14 protein-coding genes and 1 pseudogene are annotated in these 19,613 nt (G+C 73.2%); 10 read left to right on the forward strand and 5 right to left on the reverse strand.

Annotation, left to right across the window (positions count from 1 at the left end):
- Nucleotides 1–209 precede the first annotated feature (209 nt).
- The 3 genes from IF12_RS0122280 to IF12_RS0122290 all read right to left on the reverse strand — a co-directional run bounded on the left by IF12_RS0122280 (nt 210) and on the right by IF12_RS0122290 (nt 4,540).
- Nucleotides 210–1,949 carry an ABC transporter ATP-binding protein gene (locus tag IF12_RS0122280; RefSeq protein ID WP_030162502.1) on the reverse strand — a complete coding sequence of 580 codons (1,740 nt, stop codon included), beginning with the start codon at nt 1,947–1,949 and terminating at the stop codon, nt 210–212.
- On the reverse strand, nt 1,946–3,643 hold the full coding sequence (locus IF12_RS0122285; RefSeq protein WP_051704787.1) for an ABC transporter ATP-binding protein: 1,698 nt from the start codon (nt 3,641–3,643) through the stop codon (nt 1,946–1,948). Before IF12_RS0122285 ends, IF12_RS0122280 begins: the two co-directional genes overlap by 4 nt.
- Before the next feature lie 141 nt (nt 3,644–3,784).
- Nucleotides 3,785–4,540: a GAP family protein gene (locus IF12_RS0122290; protein WP_030162506.1), complete on the reverse strand. Its 756-nt coding sequence runs from the start codon at nt 4,538–4,540 to the stop codon at nt 3,785–3,787.
- 212 nt (nt 4,541–4,752) lie between these two features.
- Here IF12_RS0122290 and IF12_RS0122295 point away from each other — a divergent pair, with 212 nt between their 5' ends.
- The 5 genes from IF12_RS0122295 (at nt 4,753) to IF12_RS0122315 (ending at nt 10,884) form a co-directional block, all read left to right on the forward strand.
- Complete coding sequence (locus IF12_RS0122295) at nt 4,753–6,063, forward strand: BNR-4 repeat-containing protein (protein ID WP_030162508.1); 1,311 nt, start codon at nt 4,753–4,755, stop codon at nt 6,061–6,063.
- A 286-nt stretch (nt 6,064–6,349) separates the two neighbouring features.
- Entirely contained in the window at nt 6,350–7,414 is a 1,065-nt protein-coding gene (locus IF12_RS0122300; RefSeq protein ID WP_030162510.1) for a PLP-dependent cysteine synthase family protein, read from the forward strand.
- Between the two features lie 45 nt (nt 7,415–7,459).
- Nucleotides 7,460–9,130, forward strand: coding sequence for a serine hydrolase (locus tag IF12_RS24545; protein ID WP_081913862.1), 1,671 nt, complete (start codon nt 7,460–7,462; stop codon nt 9,128–9,130).
- Nucleotides 9,131–9,142: 12 nt separating this feature from the next.
- Nucleotides 9,143–9,829, forward strand: a complete 687-nt coding sequence (locus IF12_RS0122310) for a response regulator transcription factor (protein WP_030162515.1) — start codon at nt 9,143–9,145, stop codon at nt 9,827–9,829.
- Nucleotides 9,826–10,884 carry a sensor histidine kinase KdpD gene (locus tag IF12_RS0122315; protein WP_081913863.1) on the forward strand — a complete coding sequence of 353 codons (1,059 nt, stop codon included), beginning with the start codon at nt 9,826–9,828 and terminating at the stop codon, nt 10,882–10,884. The genes IF12_RS0122310 and IF12_RS0122315 overlap by 4 nt, the downstream gene beginning before the upstream one ends.
- On the opposite strand, the gene IF12_RS0122320 is transcribed toward IF12_RS0122315, so the two are convergent.
- The gene (locus IF12_RS0122320; RefSeq protein ID WP_030162521.1) at nt 10,881–11,810 is read right to left on the reverse strand and encodes an aldo/keto reductase family oxidoreductase; all 930 of its coding nucleotides are present in this window, start codon (nt 11,808–11,810) and stop codon (nt 10,881–10,883) included. The two genes, IF12_RS0122315 and IF12_RS0122320, sit on opposite strands and share 4 nt — an antisense overlap.
- 81 nt (nt 11,811–11,891) lie before the next feature.
- On the opposite strand from IF12_RS0122320, the pseudogene IF12_RS27330 reads away from it, so the two are divergent.
- Nucleotides 11,892–12,875 (forward strand): annotated as a pseudogene (locus tag IF12_RS27330) (2-dehydropantoate 2-reductase); the annotation flags it as partial.
- A 207-nt stretch (nt 12,876–13,082) separates the two neighbouring features.
- Nucleotides 13,083–14,273, forward strand: a complete 1,191-nt coding sequence (locus IF12_RS27335) for a M20 family metallopeptidase (protein ID WP_030162524.1) — start codon at nt 13,083–13,085, stop codon at nt 14,271–14,273.
- Between the two features lie 433 nt (nt 14,274–14,706).
- Here the strand turns inward: IF12_RS27335 and IF12_RS0122330 are convergent, their stop codons facing one another.
- Nucleotides 14,707–15,237: a gluconokinase gene (locus IF12_RS0122330; protein WP_030162527.1), complete on the reverse strand. Its 531-nt coding sequence runs from the start codon at nt 15,235–15,237 to the stop codon at nt 14,707–14,709.
- A gap of 333 nt (nt 15,238–15,570) precedes the next feature.
- Between IF12_RS0122330 and IF12_RS0122335 the strand changes: the two genes are divergently transcribed.
- The 3 genes from IF12_RS0122335 to IF12_RS0122345 all read left to right on the forward strand — a co-directional run bounded on the left by IF12_RS0122335 (nt 15,571) and on the right by IF12_RS0122345 (nt 19,582).
- Nucleotides 15,571–16,599, forward strand: a complete 1,029-nt coding sequence (locus IF12_RS0122335; RefSeq protein WP_133884343.1) for a hypothetical protein — start codon at nt 15,571–15,573, stop codon at nt 16,597–16,599.
- Nucleotides 16,600–16,862: 263 nt separating this feature from the next.
- Nucleotides 16,863–17,750: a serine aminopeptidase domain-containing protein gene (locus IF12_RS0122340; RefSeq protein ID WP_030162533.1), complete on the forward strand. Its 888-nt coding sequence runs from the start codon at nt 16,863–16,865 to the stop codon at nt 17,748–17,750.
- 116 nt (nt 17,751–17,866) lie between these two features.
- On the forward strand, nt 17,867–19,582 hold the full coding sequence (locus tag IF12_RS0122345) for a LuxR family transcriptional regulator (protein WP_051704793.1): 1,716 nt from the start codon (nt 17,867–17,869) through the stop codon (nt 19,580–19,582).
- Nucleotides 19,583–19,613 lie beyond the last annotated feature (31 nt).

Raw genomic sequence — 19,613 nt, forward strand, 5'->3', positions numbered from 1 at the left:
AACCGCCGCCCGGCGGCTTTTCGGCCCGATTCCTGTCGGTGGCCCGAGCAACGCTTGCGCCAGACTTCCTTCCCCTCTCGGGAGGGTGGGGGTTAGGGATGGCAAACCCCCGGCCACTCGCAAACTGCCCGCCCCGCAACGAATGACCGCTTACGCAGAGAGGGGGTCCGGCCTTCGGCTGAACCCCCTTCCCGCGTCGTGCTCGCGGCCTACGCGCGGCCCCGATTCCACAGTCCCCATGCATGCGCATAGGGGCCGTCGGCGGCGGCCAACGCCTCGTGCGTGCCCTCCTCCACGATCGCGCCGTGCTCCATCACGATGATCCGGTCGGCCTTCGCGGCCTGGTCGAGCCGGTGCGCGACGAGCAAGCCCGCGCGCCCCTCCAAGGCCGCCACAGCCGCGCCGTCGAGCGCGGCCGAGTCGGCGCTGCCGGCCTCAGCCGTGGCCTCGTCGAGCACGGCCAGGCGCGGATCGAGCAGGACCACCCGCGCCAGAGCGAGCATCTGCGCCTGAGCGGGAGTCAGCTCGGTGCCGCGCGCGCCGATGCCGGTGTCAAGCCCGTCTGGCAGAGCCAGCAGCGAGGCCGCACCGACGCGGCGCAGGGCCGCGTCGAGTTCGGCGTCCGTCGCGCCGGGCCGGGCGAGGTCGAGGTTCTCGCGAAGCGTCCCGTCGAAGACATGCACCTCCTGGGTCACGAGGGCGACGGCCGGCCCCTCGGCACGAGCGGCGACGGCCACCCGGCCGCCGTCGGGTTCGAGAACCCCGGCGACGAGCGCCGCGAGGGTGCTCTTGCCGGCGCCGGAGGAGCCCACGAGCGCGACCGTCTCACCCGCGCCGATGCGCAGCGAGACGCCGCCGAGCACCGGATGCCCAGGCGTGTAGGCGAAGTCGACGGCGTCGATCTCGGCGATCGCGTCGGTGTCCGGCTCGGTCCGGTCGGGGGCCTTGAACCGGTCGGCGACGATGACGCCGACGATCCGCCGCATCGAGGCGAGCGCCGACTGGAGGTCGTCGACGACGATCATGAGCCGGTTGATCGGGTCGAACAGCCGCAGGAAGAACAGCATCGCGGTCGTCGCGGCGCCGACGGTGCCGTGGCCTTCGCGCACGAGCCAGAACCCGACGACGAGGATCGAGCTCATGCCGAGGAACTCGGCGAAGTTCAACCGCGCGAAGAACCCGTTCACCACCGTCTGCGCCCGCACCGACCATTTGGCGACCGCCCACGAGGCGGTCGCGATCCGCCTGCCGTGGGGGCGCGAGAGCCCGAAGGCGTGCACGGTCTCGATGCCGCGCAAGGAGGCGAGCAGGTGGTGGGCGCGGTGGGCCATCGCGGCCCGTTCGGCCTCGTAGACCTGCGGCGCGGCGCGGCGGTGCCAGCGGAGCGTGAGCGCGTAGACCGGCGCGACCAGCGCGATCGCGGCCACGGCGAAGCGCCAGTCGAGCACGGCCATGCCGATGGCCGTGACGGCGATGGAGAACGCGGACCCGGCGATGGCGGGCACCACGAGCGGGGCGGCCTCGGCGACCACGGCCACGTCGTCGCCCGAACGGGAGACGAGGTCCCCAGCGCCGGCGCGTTCGAGCGCGGCGCGCGGGAGCGCGAGCCCGCGGGCGACCATGCGCTCGCGGGTGGAGGCGAGGACGCGCTCGACCAATCGGGTCGCCCCGACCTGGCCGAGGCCGTCGGCCGCGGCGGCCACGAGCGCACCGGCGGCGATCGCGGCGGCGAGCCACCAGATCCGCTCGGCCCCTTGGCCTTCGGCCACGACATCGACCAGAGCGCCGAGGGCGGCGGGGGTGACGAGCCCGGCGGCGGCCCCGATCGTCAGCAGCGTGACGACGCCGACCACTTTCCACGTGCCGCCCTTGAGCGCCAGGCGCACCTCGGCGCGCACCTGCGCGGCCGAGGCCAGGGGCAGGGCCTCGCGGGTTCCGTTGTCGCTCATGGGCGTGCTCCGGCAGAGTCGGCGCGGCCGGCGTCGGCCACGCGGTCGCACACGGCCAGCAGCGCGGGCGCGTCGGTGATGAGGAGGGTCGAGTAGGCCCCGCGGGCCGCGCGGAGGCGTTCGGCGATGCGGGCCTCGGTGACCGAGTCGACGGCGGTGGTCGGCTCGTGGAGGACCAGCAGCGGCGGGTGCTGCGCGAGAGCGCGGGCCAGGGCCAGGCGCTGGCGCTGGCCGCCGGACAGGCGCAGGCCGTCGTCGCCGACCTGGGCGTCGAGCCCGCCGGGGGCGCCTTCGACGATCTCGGCGCAGTCGGCGGCCTCGAGCGCGGCGGCGGTGCGCTCCTCGCTCGCGGTGCCGAGGGCGACGTTCTCGCGGATGGTGCCGTCGAAGAGGGCGGCGTGGTGCGGGACGACGAGGACGGAGGCGCGCAGCGCTTCGAGCTCGAACTCGCCGAGCGGGCGGCCCTGCCAGGTCGCGGTGCCCTCGGTGGGGGCCGCGGCGCCGGAGAGGATCGCCGCGAGGTCGGCGGCGGCCGCCGGGGGCAGCCGCAGGCCGACGCATTCGCCGGGGGCCACGTCGAGGCTCAGGCCGTCGAGGGCGCCGGCGGTGACGCCCGAGAGGCTGAGTTTCCCTTCGCCCGCTTCAGGTGTCGCGGTGCCCGGGTTCTCGACGCGGTGGGCGAGAGTGAGGACGGTGAGCACGCGCGCGGCGGCGGCGAGCGCCCCGGCCCACATGGGGCCGAACGCGGTCGCGAAGGAACTGAGCGGCCCGACCACGTACTGGGTGATGCCGACGACCGTGATGAGCTGCCCCACCGTGAGGTCCCCGTTCAGCGCCCGCAGGCCCGCGACGACGGCGAGCGCGGCGACGAACAGGCCGGTCACGAGGTTCATGGAGCCGACGAAGACGCCTTGGGCGCCGGCGGCGTGCAGGCTCCCTTCGAGGGCGTCGCGGCTGGCGCGCCGGTAGCGGTCGGCGCCGGCGCGCTGGGCGCCGAGTCCCGAGAGGATGCGGTAGCCCGACAGGAGGTCGGCGGCCTTGCCGGAGGCTTCGGCGGCGAGTTCGGACTGGCGCTCGGAGCGGCGGCGCAGCGGCCCGCCCGCGCGGTCCATGAGCAGCAGGAGCAGCGGGACGCCGAGGAGGACGATGAGGCCGATCTGCCAGGAGATCGCGAAGAGCACCAGCGCGCACAGCAGGATGCCGGCGAACTGGCCGACGGGGAAGACGGCGATGAACACCGCGCGGGAGAGCGCGTTGACGTCGCTGGCGGCGATCGACAGGGAGGTGCCGGGCAGCCCGGCGCGCCCGGCGACGCCGGTGGGCGCGAGCAGGCGGTCGGCGACGAGGGTCCGCAGCCGGTGCTGGACGGCCTCCATGCCGAGCAGGCCGATGCGCGAGCCGAACCGGTAGGAGTAGGAGAGCATCGCGAAGTCGGCGGCCAGGAGCACCAGGCACAGGCCGAGGCGGACGGGGTCGCCGGTGGCGACGGCCTGGTCGATCGCGAAGCCCATGATGACCGGGACGAGGGCCTCGCCGATCTGGTGGCCGACCGAGAGCGCGGCGGCCGGGGTCGTGTACCTCGGCGCGCCGAGGATGGTGCGGACGGCGAGTCTGCGCGGGGTGGTGTCGGGGTCGACGTGCAAGGGGGGCAGGGCGATCGGCTCGTCGGGGGCCTGGAAGAAGCGGGGCCTCACGGTCGGGGCCTTCCGGCGGGCGGGGTCGGGTCGAGTGCGGGGAGCGGCATGGGTTCCTGTCCGGGGCGGGATTCGGCGGTCACCGAATATTAGGCAAGGCTAACTTGTTCCGCAAGGTGTCCCTCGGCACGTTCGGCGCCCTCAGCGGTTGAACACCAGCTCCAGGAGCCCCAGGCGCCACGCGGCGTCGCGGGCGAGGAGGAACCCGAGGATGCCGATGACCCATCCGGTGGTGCTCGCCGCGTGCTTGGTCATCCAGTCGTTGATCCGCACCAGCACCGGCTCGACGGCGCGGCGTGCGGTGAGCCGGGCGGCCAGGAGCACCAGCGCGGGCAGGACCATCACGAGGCAGTAGGCGGCCATGGTCGCGGTCGTCCCGGCCGCGCCGAGCCCGGCGGCGGTGACCATCCCGATGGCCGCGAGGTAGGGCAGCATCGTGGCGACTTCCAGGGAGGCCGCGGCGAGCGCGAGCCCGACCAGGGGCGCGACCGAGCTCTTGCGGGTGCGCACGGCACCCCCGGCCGCCTCGGCCTCGCTCTCGACGCCGAGGGCCCGTTCGCGCCAGCGCGCGACGCGGCCGCCGCCTTCCTTGCGGCGCTTGGAGTCGAAGCGGAAGCTCAGGGCGAGCAGGGCGAGGCCGAGGACGAGCTGGGTCCAGCGGGCGGCGTCGGTCTCCAGTAGCGCGGTGATCTGGGTGAGGAAGGCGCTCGCGCCGAGCACGATCGCCATGCCGACGGCGAAGTAGAAGACCGCGATGACGCCGAGGTAGACGAGCATCCGGCCGGCGCGGACCCGGCCGGGCGCCAGGAGCAGCCAGATCGGGATGAGGAGCGTGCCGAAGCTGGTCGAGTCGATCAGCGCGAGTGCGGCGAGTGCGGCGGCCAGGGTGAGGTCCATACATGGAGCGTAGGAACGCGGGGGCGGGTGCGGCGTCGGTCGCGGGAGTGAGGTTTCGGGCGCGGCGTCCGCCTTTGGTGGCAAGCCGAACGGCGCGGGTCGCGGGACCGGGCACCCCCCTGGCCTGGATACCGCTTTCCGACTAAGCTGCTGTCGAACAGTGTCGAACGTCGATATGCCCGCGCCCCGCGAGCAGGCCAAAGGAGGCCGCCATGCCCCGCCCCGCCGAACCCGCCACGGCCGCACCGACAGTCGTCAACGACAACGGCGCCTGGTGCTGGTTCCAGGACGAGCGCGCACTCGTCGACCCCGGATCGAACCGGCTCGTGGTCGGCTCGATCGCCGCCGGCGAGGGCCCGGGCGGCGAGGCCCGCACCGGGAACGTCGAGCTGACCGTGGTGGACCTGGGGACCGGCGCCGCCGAAGTGGTGGTGCTGCACGAGAACCTGGAGGTCGACGACCACGACGTGCCCGCGCTGTGGCACCGCTCGGACGGGCGCTGGCTCGCCGTATACACCAAGCACAAGACCGACGACCTCACGCGCTGGCGCGTGAGCGAGCCGGGCGACCCGACCCGGTGGGGCCCCGAGCGGACCTTCGACTGGAGCCCGCACACCGAGGGGCGCGGGGTCACCTACTCGAACCTGCGCGCCTCGGGCGGGCGCCTGTACTGCTTCGCCCGCGCGGTGAACGACGACCAGTGCGCGCTCGTGTCCGACGACGAGGGCGACACCTGGGCGTACGCGGGCAAGCTCTTCACCCGGCCGAAGGTCGGGTACGTCAACGGCTACACCCGCTACGCCTCGGACGGTGAGCGCATCGACCTGGTCACCACCGACCACCACCCGCGCGACTTCGACAACTCGATCTACCACGGCTACATCGCGGACGGCGCGCTGCACCGCAGCGACGGCACCGTCCTCGACGCGGCCGCACTCGACGGCGAGGCGCCCTCCCAGGCCGACCTGACGACCGTGCTCGCCACCGGCGCGACCTACAACGGCGAGCGGATCTCGCACTGCTGGACCACCGACATCCGCCGGGCCGCGGACGGCACGGTCGCGGCGATCCTCACCGCGCGGGCAGGCGGCGGCGAGTTCGCTCGCGGCCAGGCCTACCCGGACCTGCGGTTCTACGCCGCGCGGTGGACGCCCGGCGGCGAATGGCGCGTCACGGAGCTGGCCCTGGCCGGGCCGGGGCTCATGCCGCACGAGGAGGACTACACCGGGCTCGCCTCGATCGACCCGTACGACCTGGACTCGGTGTACGTCTCCACGCGGGTCGACCCGCGCGACGGGAAGGCGCTGGCGCGCCACGAGATCTTCCACGCCCGCACCGCTGACGGCGGCGCGACCTGGGGCTGGGAGCCGGTCACCGAGAAGTCCGAAGTGGATAATCTGCGGCCGATCGTGGCGCCGGGCGACCCGTCTCGGGTGCCGCTGCTGTGGTTCCGCGGCACCATGACCGCCTCGCAGCACTACGACTGCGAGATCGTGCTGCTCGACCAGCCGCGCGGGGCATAGTCGGGGAGCCCGGCGTCCGCGCCGGGCGCTTCGCACTCTCGGGGGCTGCGTCCCTATGGCCTGGAGCCGCATTCACACCTGGCTCTTCGCGGCCTCGGGGGCTGCGTACCCATGGCCTGGAGCCGCGTTCGCACTAGGCTCCTCGCGGTCTCGGGGACTGCGGCAGGTTGCGGTCCTGAGCGCGGCTCGGTCGCGGCTCGGTCGCGGCTCGGTCGCGGCTCGGTCGCGGCTCGGTCGCGGCTCGGTCGCGGCTCGGTCGCGGCCGGTCTCCATTAGCCTGGGCGGCATGGCAGAGCGAGACCGCGGCGCGTGGCCGGAGGCGGCGATCGCGGCGCTCCGCGAGGACGCCCGGCGGGCGCCGACCCCGCTGCGCGCCGACATTGCGCGCTTCGGCACGGCGATCGGCGTCCACGTCAAGGACGAGTCGGCGCAGCCGACCGGGACGATCAAGCACCGGCTCGTGCGCGACCTCCTCCTCCACGCCCTCGTGGGCGGCGAGCTGCGCGAGGGCACTCCGGTCGTGGAGGCGACCGGAGGCGGCGCGGCGCTCGCGTTGGCGCACTTCACGAACCGGCTCGGGCTGCCGTTCGTCGCGGTGATGCCGGCCCGGGCGCACCCGGCGCAGATCGCGGCGGTCGAAGCGCTCGGCGGCGAATGCGCCCTGGTCGACCCGCCGCTGGCGATCTATGAGACGGCCGAGCGGATCGCGCGTGAGCGGGGCGGCCACTACCTGGACATGTTCGGCCGGGCCGAGGCCGCGACCGACTGGCGCGCGGGCAATATCGCGGCCGAGATCCTCGGCCAGAGCGCGGCCGCGCCGGCGTGGATCGTGTGCGGGGCCGGGACCGGGATCACCTCGGCGACCACCGCGCGGCACCTGCGCCACGCGGGCGTCGAGACGAAGGTGGCCGTGGCCGATCCGGAGCATTCGAGCTACTTCCCCGGCTGGGCCACCGGTTACGCCGGGTACGCGACGGGGATGCCCTCGCGCATCCCCGGCATCGGGCGCCCGCGCATGGAGCCGGCGTTCGACGCCGACCTGGTCGAGGCGGTCGTCCCGGTGCCGGACGCGGCGAGCGTGGCCGCGATGCGGCACCTCGCCGAGCGGGGCGGCACCGCCTACGGCCCCGCTACCGGCACGTGCTTCTGGGCCGCGCTGGAGCTGGCCTCGCGCATGGAGGCGAAGGGCCTCGCCGGGGACCTGGTCGTCATCGCCGGCGAGGGCGGCGGGTCCTACCGGGAGAGCTTCTACGACGAGGCCTGGACGGCCGCGAAGGGCTTCGACCTCGAACCGCACCGGAAGGCCCTCGACGAGTTCGCGGCCACGGGCCGCTGGAACCCTAGTGTGTGAGGCGCGTTTACGGCCGGTTTACAAGGGCCGCCGTACGGTCCGGGCATGAGACGCATTTCGATGATCCTGGCCGCGGCGCTGCTGTCGGCCGCGTGCACCGGCGAAACCGGTGACGACAGCCCGGAGGCCGCCGCGGCCTGCGGGAGCGAGATCGAGTCGGGCCTGAGCCGCTGGGCCGACGCGGGCTTCAGCGGCTCGATCGCGATCGGCGGCGAGGAGGGCTTCGCGTGCCTGGCCTCGTTCGGGCTGGCCGACATGGCGAACGGCGCTCCGAACACCGATGCGACGGTGTTCGCGATCGGGTCGGTGAGCAAGGCCTTCACCGCCGCGGCCGTCCTCGACCTCGCCGCATCCGGAGCGCTCGGGCTCGACGACCGCGCCGGGGACCTGCTCCCCGGGCTCGGCGGGCCCGCCGCCGAAGCGACGGTCGAGCAACTGCTGCTGCACACCGGCGGCCTGTCCGGCTCGCACGGGACCGACCACGAACCGCTCGACCGCGACGAGGCGATCGCGGCCGTCGGCGGCCTCGAATCGGCGTTCGCGCCCGGCACCGACTACTCGTACTCGAACGCCGGATACACCCTGCTGGCGCTCATCGTGGACGAGCGATCCGGAACCTCCTATAGGGACTACATGGTCGAGGAGATCCTCACGCTCCCGAGCGGTGAGCGACTCGGCGGGTTCTGGGACGGCGAACCCGCCCCGGGCGGGCCTCGCGCGCTCGGTTACGAGGCGGACGGCTTGGTCGCGGCGGCGACCGGGGACTTCGACGGTCCCCATTGGGCGCTCGAAGGCAACGGGGACCTGGCGATGAGCGCCGCCGAACTCGCGGCCTGGACCCGCGCGCTGTTCGCGGGCGAGGTCATCGGCGCCGAGGCCGTCGAGACCTTGCGCGGCACCGTGTTCGAGCACGGGGACGGCGCGACCGAACTGCCCGGCTGGGTCGCCGTCGACGCCGCGACCTACGGCGTCGAGGTCCTCATGTCCGCCGGTGGCGGCGGCGACACCGGCCACCACGCGGTGGCCGCGTGGCTGCCCGAGACCGGCCAGGCCCTCGCGGTCACCTCGAACACCGCCGACATCACCGCCGAGGAACTGCTGAAGGCGATCGGGCCCGCGCTGGCCGCCGGGGAGGCGATCCCGGTGCCCGAGGGCCACGCCGAGGTCGACCCGGCGGAACTGGCCGCGCGCGAAGGCGCGTACGTCCTCGACTCGGGCGGGACGCTCACCATCACGGCGACCGGCGAGGGCCTGGAGGTCGCGGCCGAAGGCGCGGACGCGGTGGCGGCCATGTTCACCTCCGCCGACCACTCCCCCGCCGACGTGGAGACGCACGAGGCGGCGGTGCTCGCGCTCCTGGAGGGCGCAAGCGAGGCGGGCCGGGAGGAGCTGGAGGCGGCCGAGGACGAGTTCGGTCCCGTCACGGGCGTCGAGGTGGCCGGGACGGTCGTGGAGGAGTCCGAACTGCGGACCTACGTGCGCTTCAGCGGCCCGGAGGGGACCGGCCTGGCCTGGTACGCGCTCGACGGCGCTTCGGTCGCCGGCGCTTGGCTCGGGGCCGAGCCTCCGGCGTTTACGCTGGTGCCCACGGGTGAGGGCGCGTACCGCCAGGAGAACCTCGCCGGGGCCGGGGCGGGCCTGCGGGTGGTCTTCGACGGGGACCGGATGACCGTGACCGGGCCGGGCGGGACCGCCGAAGCCGTCCGCCGGGCGTGAAGGGAGTCGAGGATGCGCATCCTGCTGGTCGAGGACGACCGGGACCTGGGCGCGGTGATCGCGCTCGGCCTGCGAGGCGAGGCCTACGCCGTCGACCTCGCCGCGACCTACGCCGAGGCCGAGGCGCTCCTGTGCGGCAACGACTTCGACGTGGCGTGCCTCGACCTGGGCCTGCCGGACGGGGACGGCATGGACCTGGTGCGGCGCCTCGGACGGCCCGAGGGGCCCGGTGACGCGGTGCTGCGGCGCCCGCGGCGGCTGCTGGTGCTCACCGCGCGCGACGCGGTGGACGACCGGGTCGCCGGGCTCGACGCGGGCGCGGACGACTACCTCGTCAAACCGTTCAGCTTCCAGGAGCTGACCGCGCGGCTGCGGGCCCTGGCCCGCCGGGCCGACGTGGTCGAGGCGGTGCTCCGCGTCGGCGACCTGCGCCTGGACACCGCCGCGCACGAGGCGCGGCGCGGCGGGCGCGAGCTGCGCCTGACCCCGAGGGAGTTCTCGATGCTCAGGTACTTCATGCACCATCCCGGCCGGGTGCTCTCGGCCGAGGACCTGCTCGAACACGTCTGGGACGCCAACGCCGACCCGTTCACCGCCTCCGTGCGGGTCATCCTCGGGCGGCTGCGGCGCAAACTCGGCGAGCCCGGTCTGATCGAGACGCTCCCCGGCGTCGGCTACCGGCTGCGGGACGCGGCGTGAGGGGCGCGCTGCGGTCGCTGCGGGTCCGGTTGGCGCTCACCGGGTCGCTGGCGATCTACCTGCCGGTGGTGCTGGTCTTCGCCGTCACCGCGATCAACGAGCGCGAGGTGGTCGAGGTCGACCCCTCGGGGGTCGAGCGGCGCGTCGCGCAGACGGGCGTCGACCCGACCGGGTGGGCGGTGCTCACGGTGATCGCGCTGCTGCCGGTCACGGTGGCGCTGGCGTGGTGGTGGGCGGGGCGCGCGGTGCGGCCGTTCGAGCGGATCCGCGCGGCGGCCGAGCGGATCGAGGCGGCGGACCTGAGCCTGCGGGTCGGCCCGGCGCAGGGCACGACCGAGGCGATCGGGCTGGCCGCGGCCTTCGACGCGATGCTCGACCGGCTGGAGGCCTCGGCGCAGGTGCAGCGGCGGCTGGTCGAGGAGACCAGCCACGAGCTGCGGACGCCGCTGGCGGTGCTCATCACCGGCGCGGAGGTGCTGCTCGCGCAGCCCGACCCGGATCTAGCACTATACCGGGAGGGGTTGGAGCGCAGCAGGAACGCGGCAATGCGGCTGCGCGACACCGTCGGGGAGCTGCTGGTGGACGCGAGGGGCCGGGCCCGCACGATCGCAAGCCGGCCGACCGATGTGGCGGCCCTGGTGCGGGAGGTCTTCGAGGATCTGGGGCCGCTCGCGGCCTCGCGCGCCGTCGCTCTGAGACTCAGCGGGCGGGAGCGGATCGAGGCGGCGGTGGACGGCCCGAGCGTCAGGAGGGCGATCGCGAACCTGGTCGACAACGCCGTCAAGCACGCGCCGGAGGGCACGGCCGTGGAGGTCGAGGTGGCGCGCGAGGCGGACACCGTGACGATCGCGGTCGCCGACGAGGGCCCGGGCGTCCCCGAAGCGCGGCGCGAGGAGGTCTTCGAGCGGTTCTGGAGCGGCGACCAGGCGGCGGGGACCGGGCTGGGCCTGCCGATCGCCCGCCAGATCGCCGAGGCGCACGGCGGCCGGTTGACCTTGCAGGACAAGGAGACCGGGTGCCGGTTCGTCCTCTCGCTCCCGGTAGGCGAACCCTAAGGCAGCTCGTGTCCGGCGGCGCGGAAGAGGCGGTACCACTCCTCGCGAGTGAGCGGGACCTGCGAACCCGCGGCGGATTCGCGGACGCGCCCTGGGTTGGTGGTGCCGAGGACGACCTGCATGTTCGCCGGGTGCCTGGTGATCCAGGCAACGGCGATGCCGGTGGGGGTGACGCCGTGGGCGGCGGCGAGCTCGTCGAGGGCGTCGTTGAGCTCGCCGTAGTGCTCGCGGTCGCCGAGGAACACGCCGTCGAAGAAGCCCTTCTGGAACGGCGACCAGGCCTGGAGGGTCATGCCGTTGATCCGCGAGTAGTCCAGGAGACCGTTGTCGCGGTCGACCGACTGGTCGAGCCCGGCCATGTTCGCGGCGACCCCGGCGGCGATGAGCGGCGCGTGGGTGATGCTGAGCTGGACCTGGTTGTAGGGCAAGGGCTGCCGCACGGCGGTCTTGAGCAGCTCGATCTGGCCGGGGGTGTGGTTGGAGACGCCGAAGCGGCGGACCTTCCCGGCCGATTCGAGCGCGTCGAAGGCCGCGGCGACCTCCTCGGGCTCGACGAGCGTGTCGGGCCGGTGGAGCAGCAGCACGTCGAGGTGGTCGGTGCGCAGCGCCGCGAGGGACTCGTCCACCGAGCGGAGGAGATGCTCCTTGGAGAAGTCGAAATAGCCCTCGCGGATGCCGACCTTGCTCTGGATGATCATCGACTCGCGCTCAGAGGAGCTGAGGTTCAGGGCCGCGCCGAACCGGGCCTCGCACTCGTGGACGTGGGCGCCGTACACGTCGGCATGGTCGAACACGTTGATCCCGGCGTCGCGCGCGGTGGCGACCAGGGTGCGGATCGCCTCGTCGTCGAGGACGCCGATCCGCATCAAACCGAGGACCACATTGGAGGGACGAGGGTCGGTGCCGTCGATGTCAAGCGTTCGCATGGCGCCCATCCTGCCACAAGACCCACAAAGACACCGCCGCAAGCACTCAGCCCACCGCGAGCCCCGGAGTAGCATCCGGGCATGATCTGCGTCTACGGCGCCGGGAGCATCGGCTGCTACATCGGCGGCCGCCTCGCCGCCACCGGGGCCGAAATGGTCTTCGTCGGCCGCGACCGCCTCGCCCGCGAGACCGCCGCGCACGGCCTCACCCTCACCGACCGGCTCGGGGCCGAACTGCGCGTCGAGCACCCCCGGTACGAGACGGGCCCCGAGGCCGCCGCGGAGGCCGACCTCGTGCTCGTCACCGTCAAATCCGCCGCCACCGCCGAAGCGACCGCCGAACTCGCCGCGCACCGCAAACCGGGCGCGGTCGTCGTCAGCCTCCAGAACGGGCTGCGCAACACCGCCGTCCTGCGCGAGGGCCTCCCCGAGGCCGTGGTCCTGCCCGGCATGGTCGGCTTCAACGTGGTCCACCGCGGCGAGGGCCGCTTCCACTGCGGCACCGTCGGCGACGTCGAGATCGAGGCGCACCCTTCCCTTGCGGCCCATGCCGAAGCGTTCGAGCGGGCCGGGCTCGCGCTGCGCACCCACACCGAACTGCTCGGCGTCCAGGCCGGGAAGCTCCTGCTCAACCTCAACAACCCGCTCAACGCGCTCTCGGGACTGCCGCTCAAGACCGAGCTCTCGCAGCGGGCCTTCCGCCGCTGCCTCGCCCTGGCCCAGCGGGAGGCGCTGACGGCCTACGCCGCCGCGGGCATCCGCCCGGCCAAGGTCGCCGGGCTCCCGGCCCGGCTCCTGCCGGTGCTCCTGGACCTGCCCGACGCGCTGTTCACCAGGGCCGCAGCGACGATGCTCGCCATGGACCCGCTCGCACGCTCCTCGACCTGGGACGACCTCGAAGCCGGGCGTCCGACCGAAGTGGACTACCTCAACGGCGAGATCACCGCGCTCGCAGCCGAACACGGACGCACCGCGCCGGTGAACGCCAGGCTCACCGCGTTGGTGCACGAAGCGGAGGCGGGCGGACCCCGCGACTGGACCGGGCCCGCGCTCCTGGCCGAACTGCGCCGCGTCCGCCGAGCCGTACGGCGCCGGTTAAGGCCGTACGCCCGGCACGCCTATGCGACGGACGCGACCGGGCCGAGGGGCGGGGACCGCCGCTCGCGGGAAAAGTCCGGCCCGCTCCGGGAGCGGACGTGGCAGTATTGCGACCACCTGGCGATCCGACCGCCCGGCAAGCCGACGAGAACCCAATACGCCCCAGGAGTGCACATGGACTTTCGGGAAGAGGCCGCCGCGATCAGCGGCGAGCTGATCGCGCTGCGGCGCGAACTCCACAAGATCCCCGAGCTCGGACTCGACCTGCCCAAGACGCAGGCGGCGGTACTGGCCGCCCTGGAGGGCCTGCCGCTGGAGATCACCCTCGGCGAGACCTCGACCAGCGTCACCGCCGTGCTGCGCGGCGGCGGGCCGGGGCCGGCGGTGCTGCTGCGCGGCGACATGGACGCGCTGCCGGTGACCGAGGAGTCGGGCGTGGACTTCACCTCCGAGCACGTCGGGAACATGCACGCCTGCGGGCACGACCTGCACACGGCCGGGCTCGTCGGCGCCGCGAGACTGCTTGCAGCGCATAAGGATGAGCTGGCCGGGGACATCGTGTTCATGTTCCAGCCGGGCGAGGAGGGCTCGGACGGGGCAGGGCACATGATCGCCGAGGGCGTCCTGGAGGCGGCCGGACGCAAGGTCGAGGCGGCCTACGGGCTGCACGTCATCTCGGACATGGTGCCGCGCGGGGTGTTCACCACCAGGCCGGGGCCGATGATGGCCGCGTCGTCGGGGCTGTTCGTGAACGTGGTCGGCAAGGGCGGGCACGGCTCGCGCCCGCAGGCCGCGCTCGACCCGATCCCGGTGGCCGCCGAGATCGTGACCGCGCTCCAGACGCTGGTCACGCGCCGGTTCAGCGTGTTCGAGCCGATCGTGATCACCGTGGGGACCTTCCACGCGGGGACGCGGCACAACATCATCCCGGACAACGCGAAGTTCGAGGCGACGGTGCGCACGTTCTCGGAGGAGGCGCTGGCACAGGTGGAGAAGGAGTCGGTGAAGCTCGCCGAGGACATCGCCGCCGCGCACGGCCTGAAGGCGGAGGTGCGGTTCGATCGGGAGTACCCGGCGACGATCAACGACGCGAACGAGGCGGCGTTCGTGGCCGAGACGGTGAAGGACCTGTTCGGCGAGGAGCGGTACGCGCAGATGCCGGAGCCGGTGATGGGTTCGGAGGACTTCTCGCGGGTGCTGGAGGCGGTGCCGGGGAGCTACATGTTCTACGGCGCGACCATCAAGGAGGACCCGAACGAGGCGGCGTCGAACCACTCGCCGAGGGCGGCGTTCGACGACGCGATCCTGGCGGACGGCGCGGCCCTGCTGGCAGAACTGGCGGTCCGCCGCCTCAACCGAAGCTGAAGCGCCGCAAGCGAAAACCGAGACACGAAACCCGGCAGGAGAGGCGGGAACACGGCCCGCCTCTCAGCCGCCTGTCACACCCCCGAGCAACTATCGAATCGGGGGCGATACCGAACGCGACCGATACTCCCATTTCCACAGGCCACCCGACCTCGGCGGAACCACCCGCGCCCGCAGGCACTGTCACACCTGCCAGGCACGGTTGATTCGGGGGCCGATGCGAACGCGACCACTACTCCCCTTCGCCGGAACCGCCCGCCCACCAGCGAAACGGCCATCGCCCAGCGCCGCTGTCACACCCGCCGGGCACCGTTGATTCGGGGGGCCAACCGAACGCGACCTTCACTCTCGTCCTCATCGCGATCATCACCGGCCACCTGCCGGACCACCCGCCGGGCCGCCGACCTGACCTCCGGCCAGGCCGCCGAGCGACTCAGTCCCCCGCCTCAAGACCCAGGCGTTCCATCGCGGTGTCGGTCACTTCCTCCGGTTCGGCGTCGACGTCCACCGTCACGCCGTCCTCTTCCCGCGTGAGCGGTTCGAGGTCGGCGAGCTGCGATTCGAGCAGCGTCGTCGGCATGAAGTGGCCGGTCCTCGTCACCATCCGCTCGCCGATCTCCTCATGGCTGCCGCGCAGGTGGAGGAACCGCACCCGCACCTTCACCGGCCCCTCTCCCGACCCCCTCAGAATGTCCCTATAGGACTCCTTCAGGGCCGAGCAGGTCATCACGCTCGACTCCCCCGCCTCGGCCCGCGCCACGATCCACTCCCGCAGGGTCCGCAGCCACGGCCCGCGATCCGCGTCCGTCAGCGGCACTCCGGCCCGCATCTTGGCCACGTTCTTCTCGGGATGGAAGTCGTCGCCCTCGGCCATCGGCCAGTCGAGCCGGTCCGCCACGACCCGCGCGATCGTGCTCTTCCCCGCGCCCGACACCCCCATGACCACCAGACAGGTAACCGCCATGCCACTCCTCGCCAGTTCCGCCGCGCGGTACCGACCCGAGGGTCGGACGGCACTCCCGTTGCGCGATCCAAGGCAACTCTAGGCAGATCCGGGCGCGTCCGCTAAGGGGCGTCGCAAGGTCAACCCCCGCAACAGGGTCGAACTCGCCCGGTTCTGGGTAATACCTCCGTTGTCATACCGCACCTCGCACCATCGAGAGCGTGAGCGTATGAGCACGACGACACGGCGTTCCTCCCTGTCTGACCAGTGAGGCACAGCGTGTAACTGATTAGCATGTGCCACAACACCACCATGGCTCACAAGGCCACGTCACCACCGCAGATCGGACCAGCCATGCCCGAGTTCGCACCAGTGCGCTTGCCGCACTACGACGGTCGGGCCGCCGGCCCCCTCTCGCTCCTCGCCGACGTCGCCGCCTGGACCGGCTCGGAGCCGATGCGCGCCCTCCTCGACCAGTACGGCGGCGCGCTCCCCGGCACCGGCACCGCCGAGGACCTCGACTACCTCGAAGCGTTCTCCGCCGACCACTGGGACTTCCGCGCCGGCCGCGAGCGCCACGAGACCGATCCCAAACCCCTTGGCCCCGAACAGGAGCACACCGTCACCGCGGCCGCGCTCGCCCTGGGGCTCGGGGCCGAGGCGCGTCCGCGCCGCGAGCACTACACGCACGTGCTGGTCCTGGGCGGGCTCGTCGCCTCGTGCCTGTTCCGCACCCGCTTCGCCGCCGAGCTGCTCGCCGAGGGGATCGGGGCCGACAACGTGACCGGCGTGGGCGGCTTCCGGCCGCTCGGCGGCCCGGACCTGGAGACGGCCGCGCTCACCGGCCTCGACGGCGGCATCTTCGAGGTGGACGCGATCGAAGCAAGCCTCAAGCGCGCCTTCGACATCGAGGGCGCCCCCGAGATCAACGAGGGCGGCGACCCCCACTTCGCGCCGGGACACTCCTGGAAGGTGGCGACCTACGAGGCCGGGCCGCTCACCGTCCGCGCGGTGGCCGCGCCGTCCTCCGAACCCGAGCGACGCCGCGCCGACACCGTCGACACCTGCCGCTTCTGGGCCGACCGCGTGGTCGAGCTCGCCCCCGAGGACAGCGTCCTGGTCGTGACCTCGGCGCCCTACACCGCCTTCCAGCACTGCGACGCGATCGCCTACATGGGACTGCCGTACGGGTGCGCGGTCGACACGGTCGGCGTGGACCCCGCGACGCTGCCCGAGCCGCACTTCCGCAAGCGGCACACCGCGAGCGGCTACCTCCAGGAGGTCCGCTCAGCCATCCGCTCGATGCGGCGCCTCTACGCGACGGCCTACGCCGCGGCCGAGGTGCCGACGTGCTGGTGCGGGCCGACCGGCGCCCGCCGCTAGCCGCACACTGAACCGACCCGCATCATGACGTGCGGTGCCCGCCGCTAGCCGCGAGCTGAGCCGACCCGCGCCAAGATGTGCGTCTCGCCCCGCCCTGCGCCGCGGGCTCGTGATCGACCCGCCTCGCGCACCCTGAGCCCGCCCTGATCCTCCGCACTCCGGCCGCGCTTCGCCGCGGCCGGTGATTTCACCGATGCGTGCACCCCTATACCAGGGGACATTTATGTTCATCACTTCATGGATCCCGTCAAGGAGGACGAACCATGCACGCAACGATCAAGCAACGGCGCAGTCTCCTCGCCGCCCTGCTCACCGCGGTCCTCGCCGCGATGGTCGGGATCGGCGTCGCGACCGCGCCGAGCGCCGCCGCGCAGGACAACCCGTTCGAACGCGGCCCCGCACCGACCGTCGCCAGCATCGAGGCCACCCGCGGCCACTACAGCGTCTCCACCACCAGCGTCTCCTCGCTCGTGTCCGGATTCGGCGGCGGCACCATCTACTACCCGACCACCACCAGCGACGGGACCTTCGGCGGGGTCGTCATCACCCCGGGCTACACCGGACGCCAGTCCTCGATCTCCTGGCTCGGCGCCCGGATCGCCTCGCAGGGTTTCGTCGTCTTCACCATCGACACCAACACCACGCTGGACCAGCCGGGCCAGCGCGCCGACCAGATGCAGGCCGCTCTCGACTACCTCGTCGACCGCAGCAGCGTCGCCAACCGCGTCGATGAGAACCGCCTGGCCGTCATGGGCCACTCCATGGGCGGCGGCGGCTCGCTCGAAGCGGTGCGCGACAACCCGGACATCAAGGCGGCCATCCCGATGACGCCCTGGCACACCACCAAGTCCTGGTCGAGGGTCACCACGCCGACCCTGATCTTCGGGGCCGAGAACGACTCGGTCGCGCCGGTCCGCACGCACTCCGAGCCGTTCTACACCTCGATCCCCAGCTCGACCGACAAGATGTACATCGAACTGGACCGGGCCTCGCACTTCGCGCCGAACACCTCGAACACGACCATCGCGAAGTACTCGATCTCGTGGCTGAAGCGGTTCGTGGACAACGACACCCGATACGACCAGTTCCTCTGCCCGCTCCCGCAGGGCTCCGCGATCGAGGAGTCGCGCGGCACCTGCCCGTTCGGCTGACCCCGGCGGTTTTAGGCCAACACAGCACGGCTCGGGCGGCGACCGATCACGGTCGCCGCCCGATACTTCGTCCCCAACCCTTTTAAACCGACCGGTCGGTTTTGTACGATGGGAGCATGGGACGGAGCGCACTGGAGCACCCCGCCCGAGCCGAAGCGCCAGCGCGGCTCGGCGCGCCGCCGCTCGCCGCCACCGTCCGGCGGCTCGACGACGGCAGCGTCGCCCTCGTGGTGACCGCCGCCGACGCCCACCTCCTCCACGAGGCGAACCGCTCGGGAGCGACCCTCACCGTGAACGTCACGGCCGGCTCGGCACAGGACGCGGCCCGGGCCGCGCTCGCGCGCGGACGGCGCGCCATCGCCGCGGGCCCGCTCGGGGACGCCTACGCGTCCCTCCTCCTCGCCGCCACGATCGCCGCCGACAACTCCCCCGCCTTGGCGCTCAACGCGATCACCGCCGCAGCGGACGCCGCCTGGGCGGCCGGGGACCACGCGGCCTGCACGGCGGCGCTCGACGCGGCCCGCCGCGCGCTCGAACCGGTCGCCCCCGAGGCACGCACGCCGCTCCACGACTACCTCCTCGGCCTGCGGGCGCTGCTCGGCCCCGACCCCGCCGGCGCGATCGGCCCGATGCGGCGGGTGCTCGCCCTGGCCGACGACGGACCCGACGCGCTCCACCACGCCTCGGTCGCGGCGCTGCTCCTCGGGGACGTCGGCGCCGCGTGCCGCGCTGGAATGAGAGCGTTGGCGGCGGCCCGCTCCCAGGGCCGCGACGACCTGGTCCCGCGGGTCCTCGAGTACCTGGCGTACGCCGAGATGCGTGCCGGCCGCCACGCCAGGGCCCGGGCACATGCAGGCGAGGGACTGCTCGCCGCGATCGGCGCCGGATGCGTCAACACGGTGGCCCACCACCGGGCGGTGCTGGCGTTGACCGCTTCGGTGGAGGGCGACACGGCGCAGGTGGAGGCCGAGGCGGCCTTGGCGCTGGCGACGGCGCGGCGGCACGGCCTGGCGCAGACCGGCACGCTCGCGGAGTGGGCGCTGGCGCGGGCCGATCTGGGCCGGGGCAGGCCTGATGCGGCGGCTTCGCGGCTGGCCGGTCTCGTCGGGGCGGAGGGCGGGCATTTCGCGTTGCGGCCGTTGGTGATGCCGTGCTTCATCGAGGCGGCGGCGCTGGCCGGGAGGATGGAGGAGGCGAGGCCGGTGGTCCGGGACCTGCGGGTGTGGGCGGGGTTCGGGCTCGACCGGGGCGCGTTCGCGCAGTTGGCGCGGTGCCAGGCATTGACAGCGGCGCACGAGGGTCCGGCGGAGGCGGTCGAGGGGCTGTTCCGGCGGGCGGTGGAGCTGCATCCGCAGGGCATCGGGGATTTCGAGCGGGCGCGGACGCTGCTGTTGTACGGGAAGTGGTTGCGGAGGCGGCGCCAGCCGGGGGACGCGAGGGCGGTGCTGCGTGAGGCGCTGCACGGGTTCGAGCGGTGCGGCGCGGCGGGTTGGGCCGGTCAGGCGAGGGACGAGCTGCGGGCGACGGGAGAGCAGGGCGGCAGCCGGGCGGAATCCGGTGGAGCGGAGACGAACGGCGCGGGGTCGGCACTGCACGCTTTGACGCCGCACCAGTCGAGGATCGCCAGGCAGGTGGCGACGGGGGCGACGAACCGCGAGGTGGCGCAGTCGTTCGGTTTGAGCGTGAGGACGGTGGACCACCACCTGAGGAACATCTTCGCGGCGCTGGGAGTCAGGTCGAGGGTAGAGCTGGCGAGACTGGTGGCCGACGAGTCCAAGGCACCGGACCCGAAACGAGCAGGCCGGAACAAGGCCGACACGGGCCGGGAGTGAAACCGCAAGAACAAGAAGAGCAGTCCGCCCG

Source organism: Glycomyces sp. NRRL B-16210, assembly GCF_000719515.1.
Lineage (GTDB): Bacteria > Actinomycetota > Actinomycetes > Mycobacteriales > Micromonosporaceae > Glycomyces.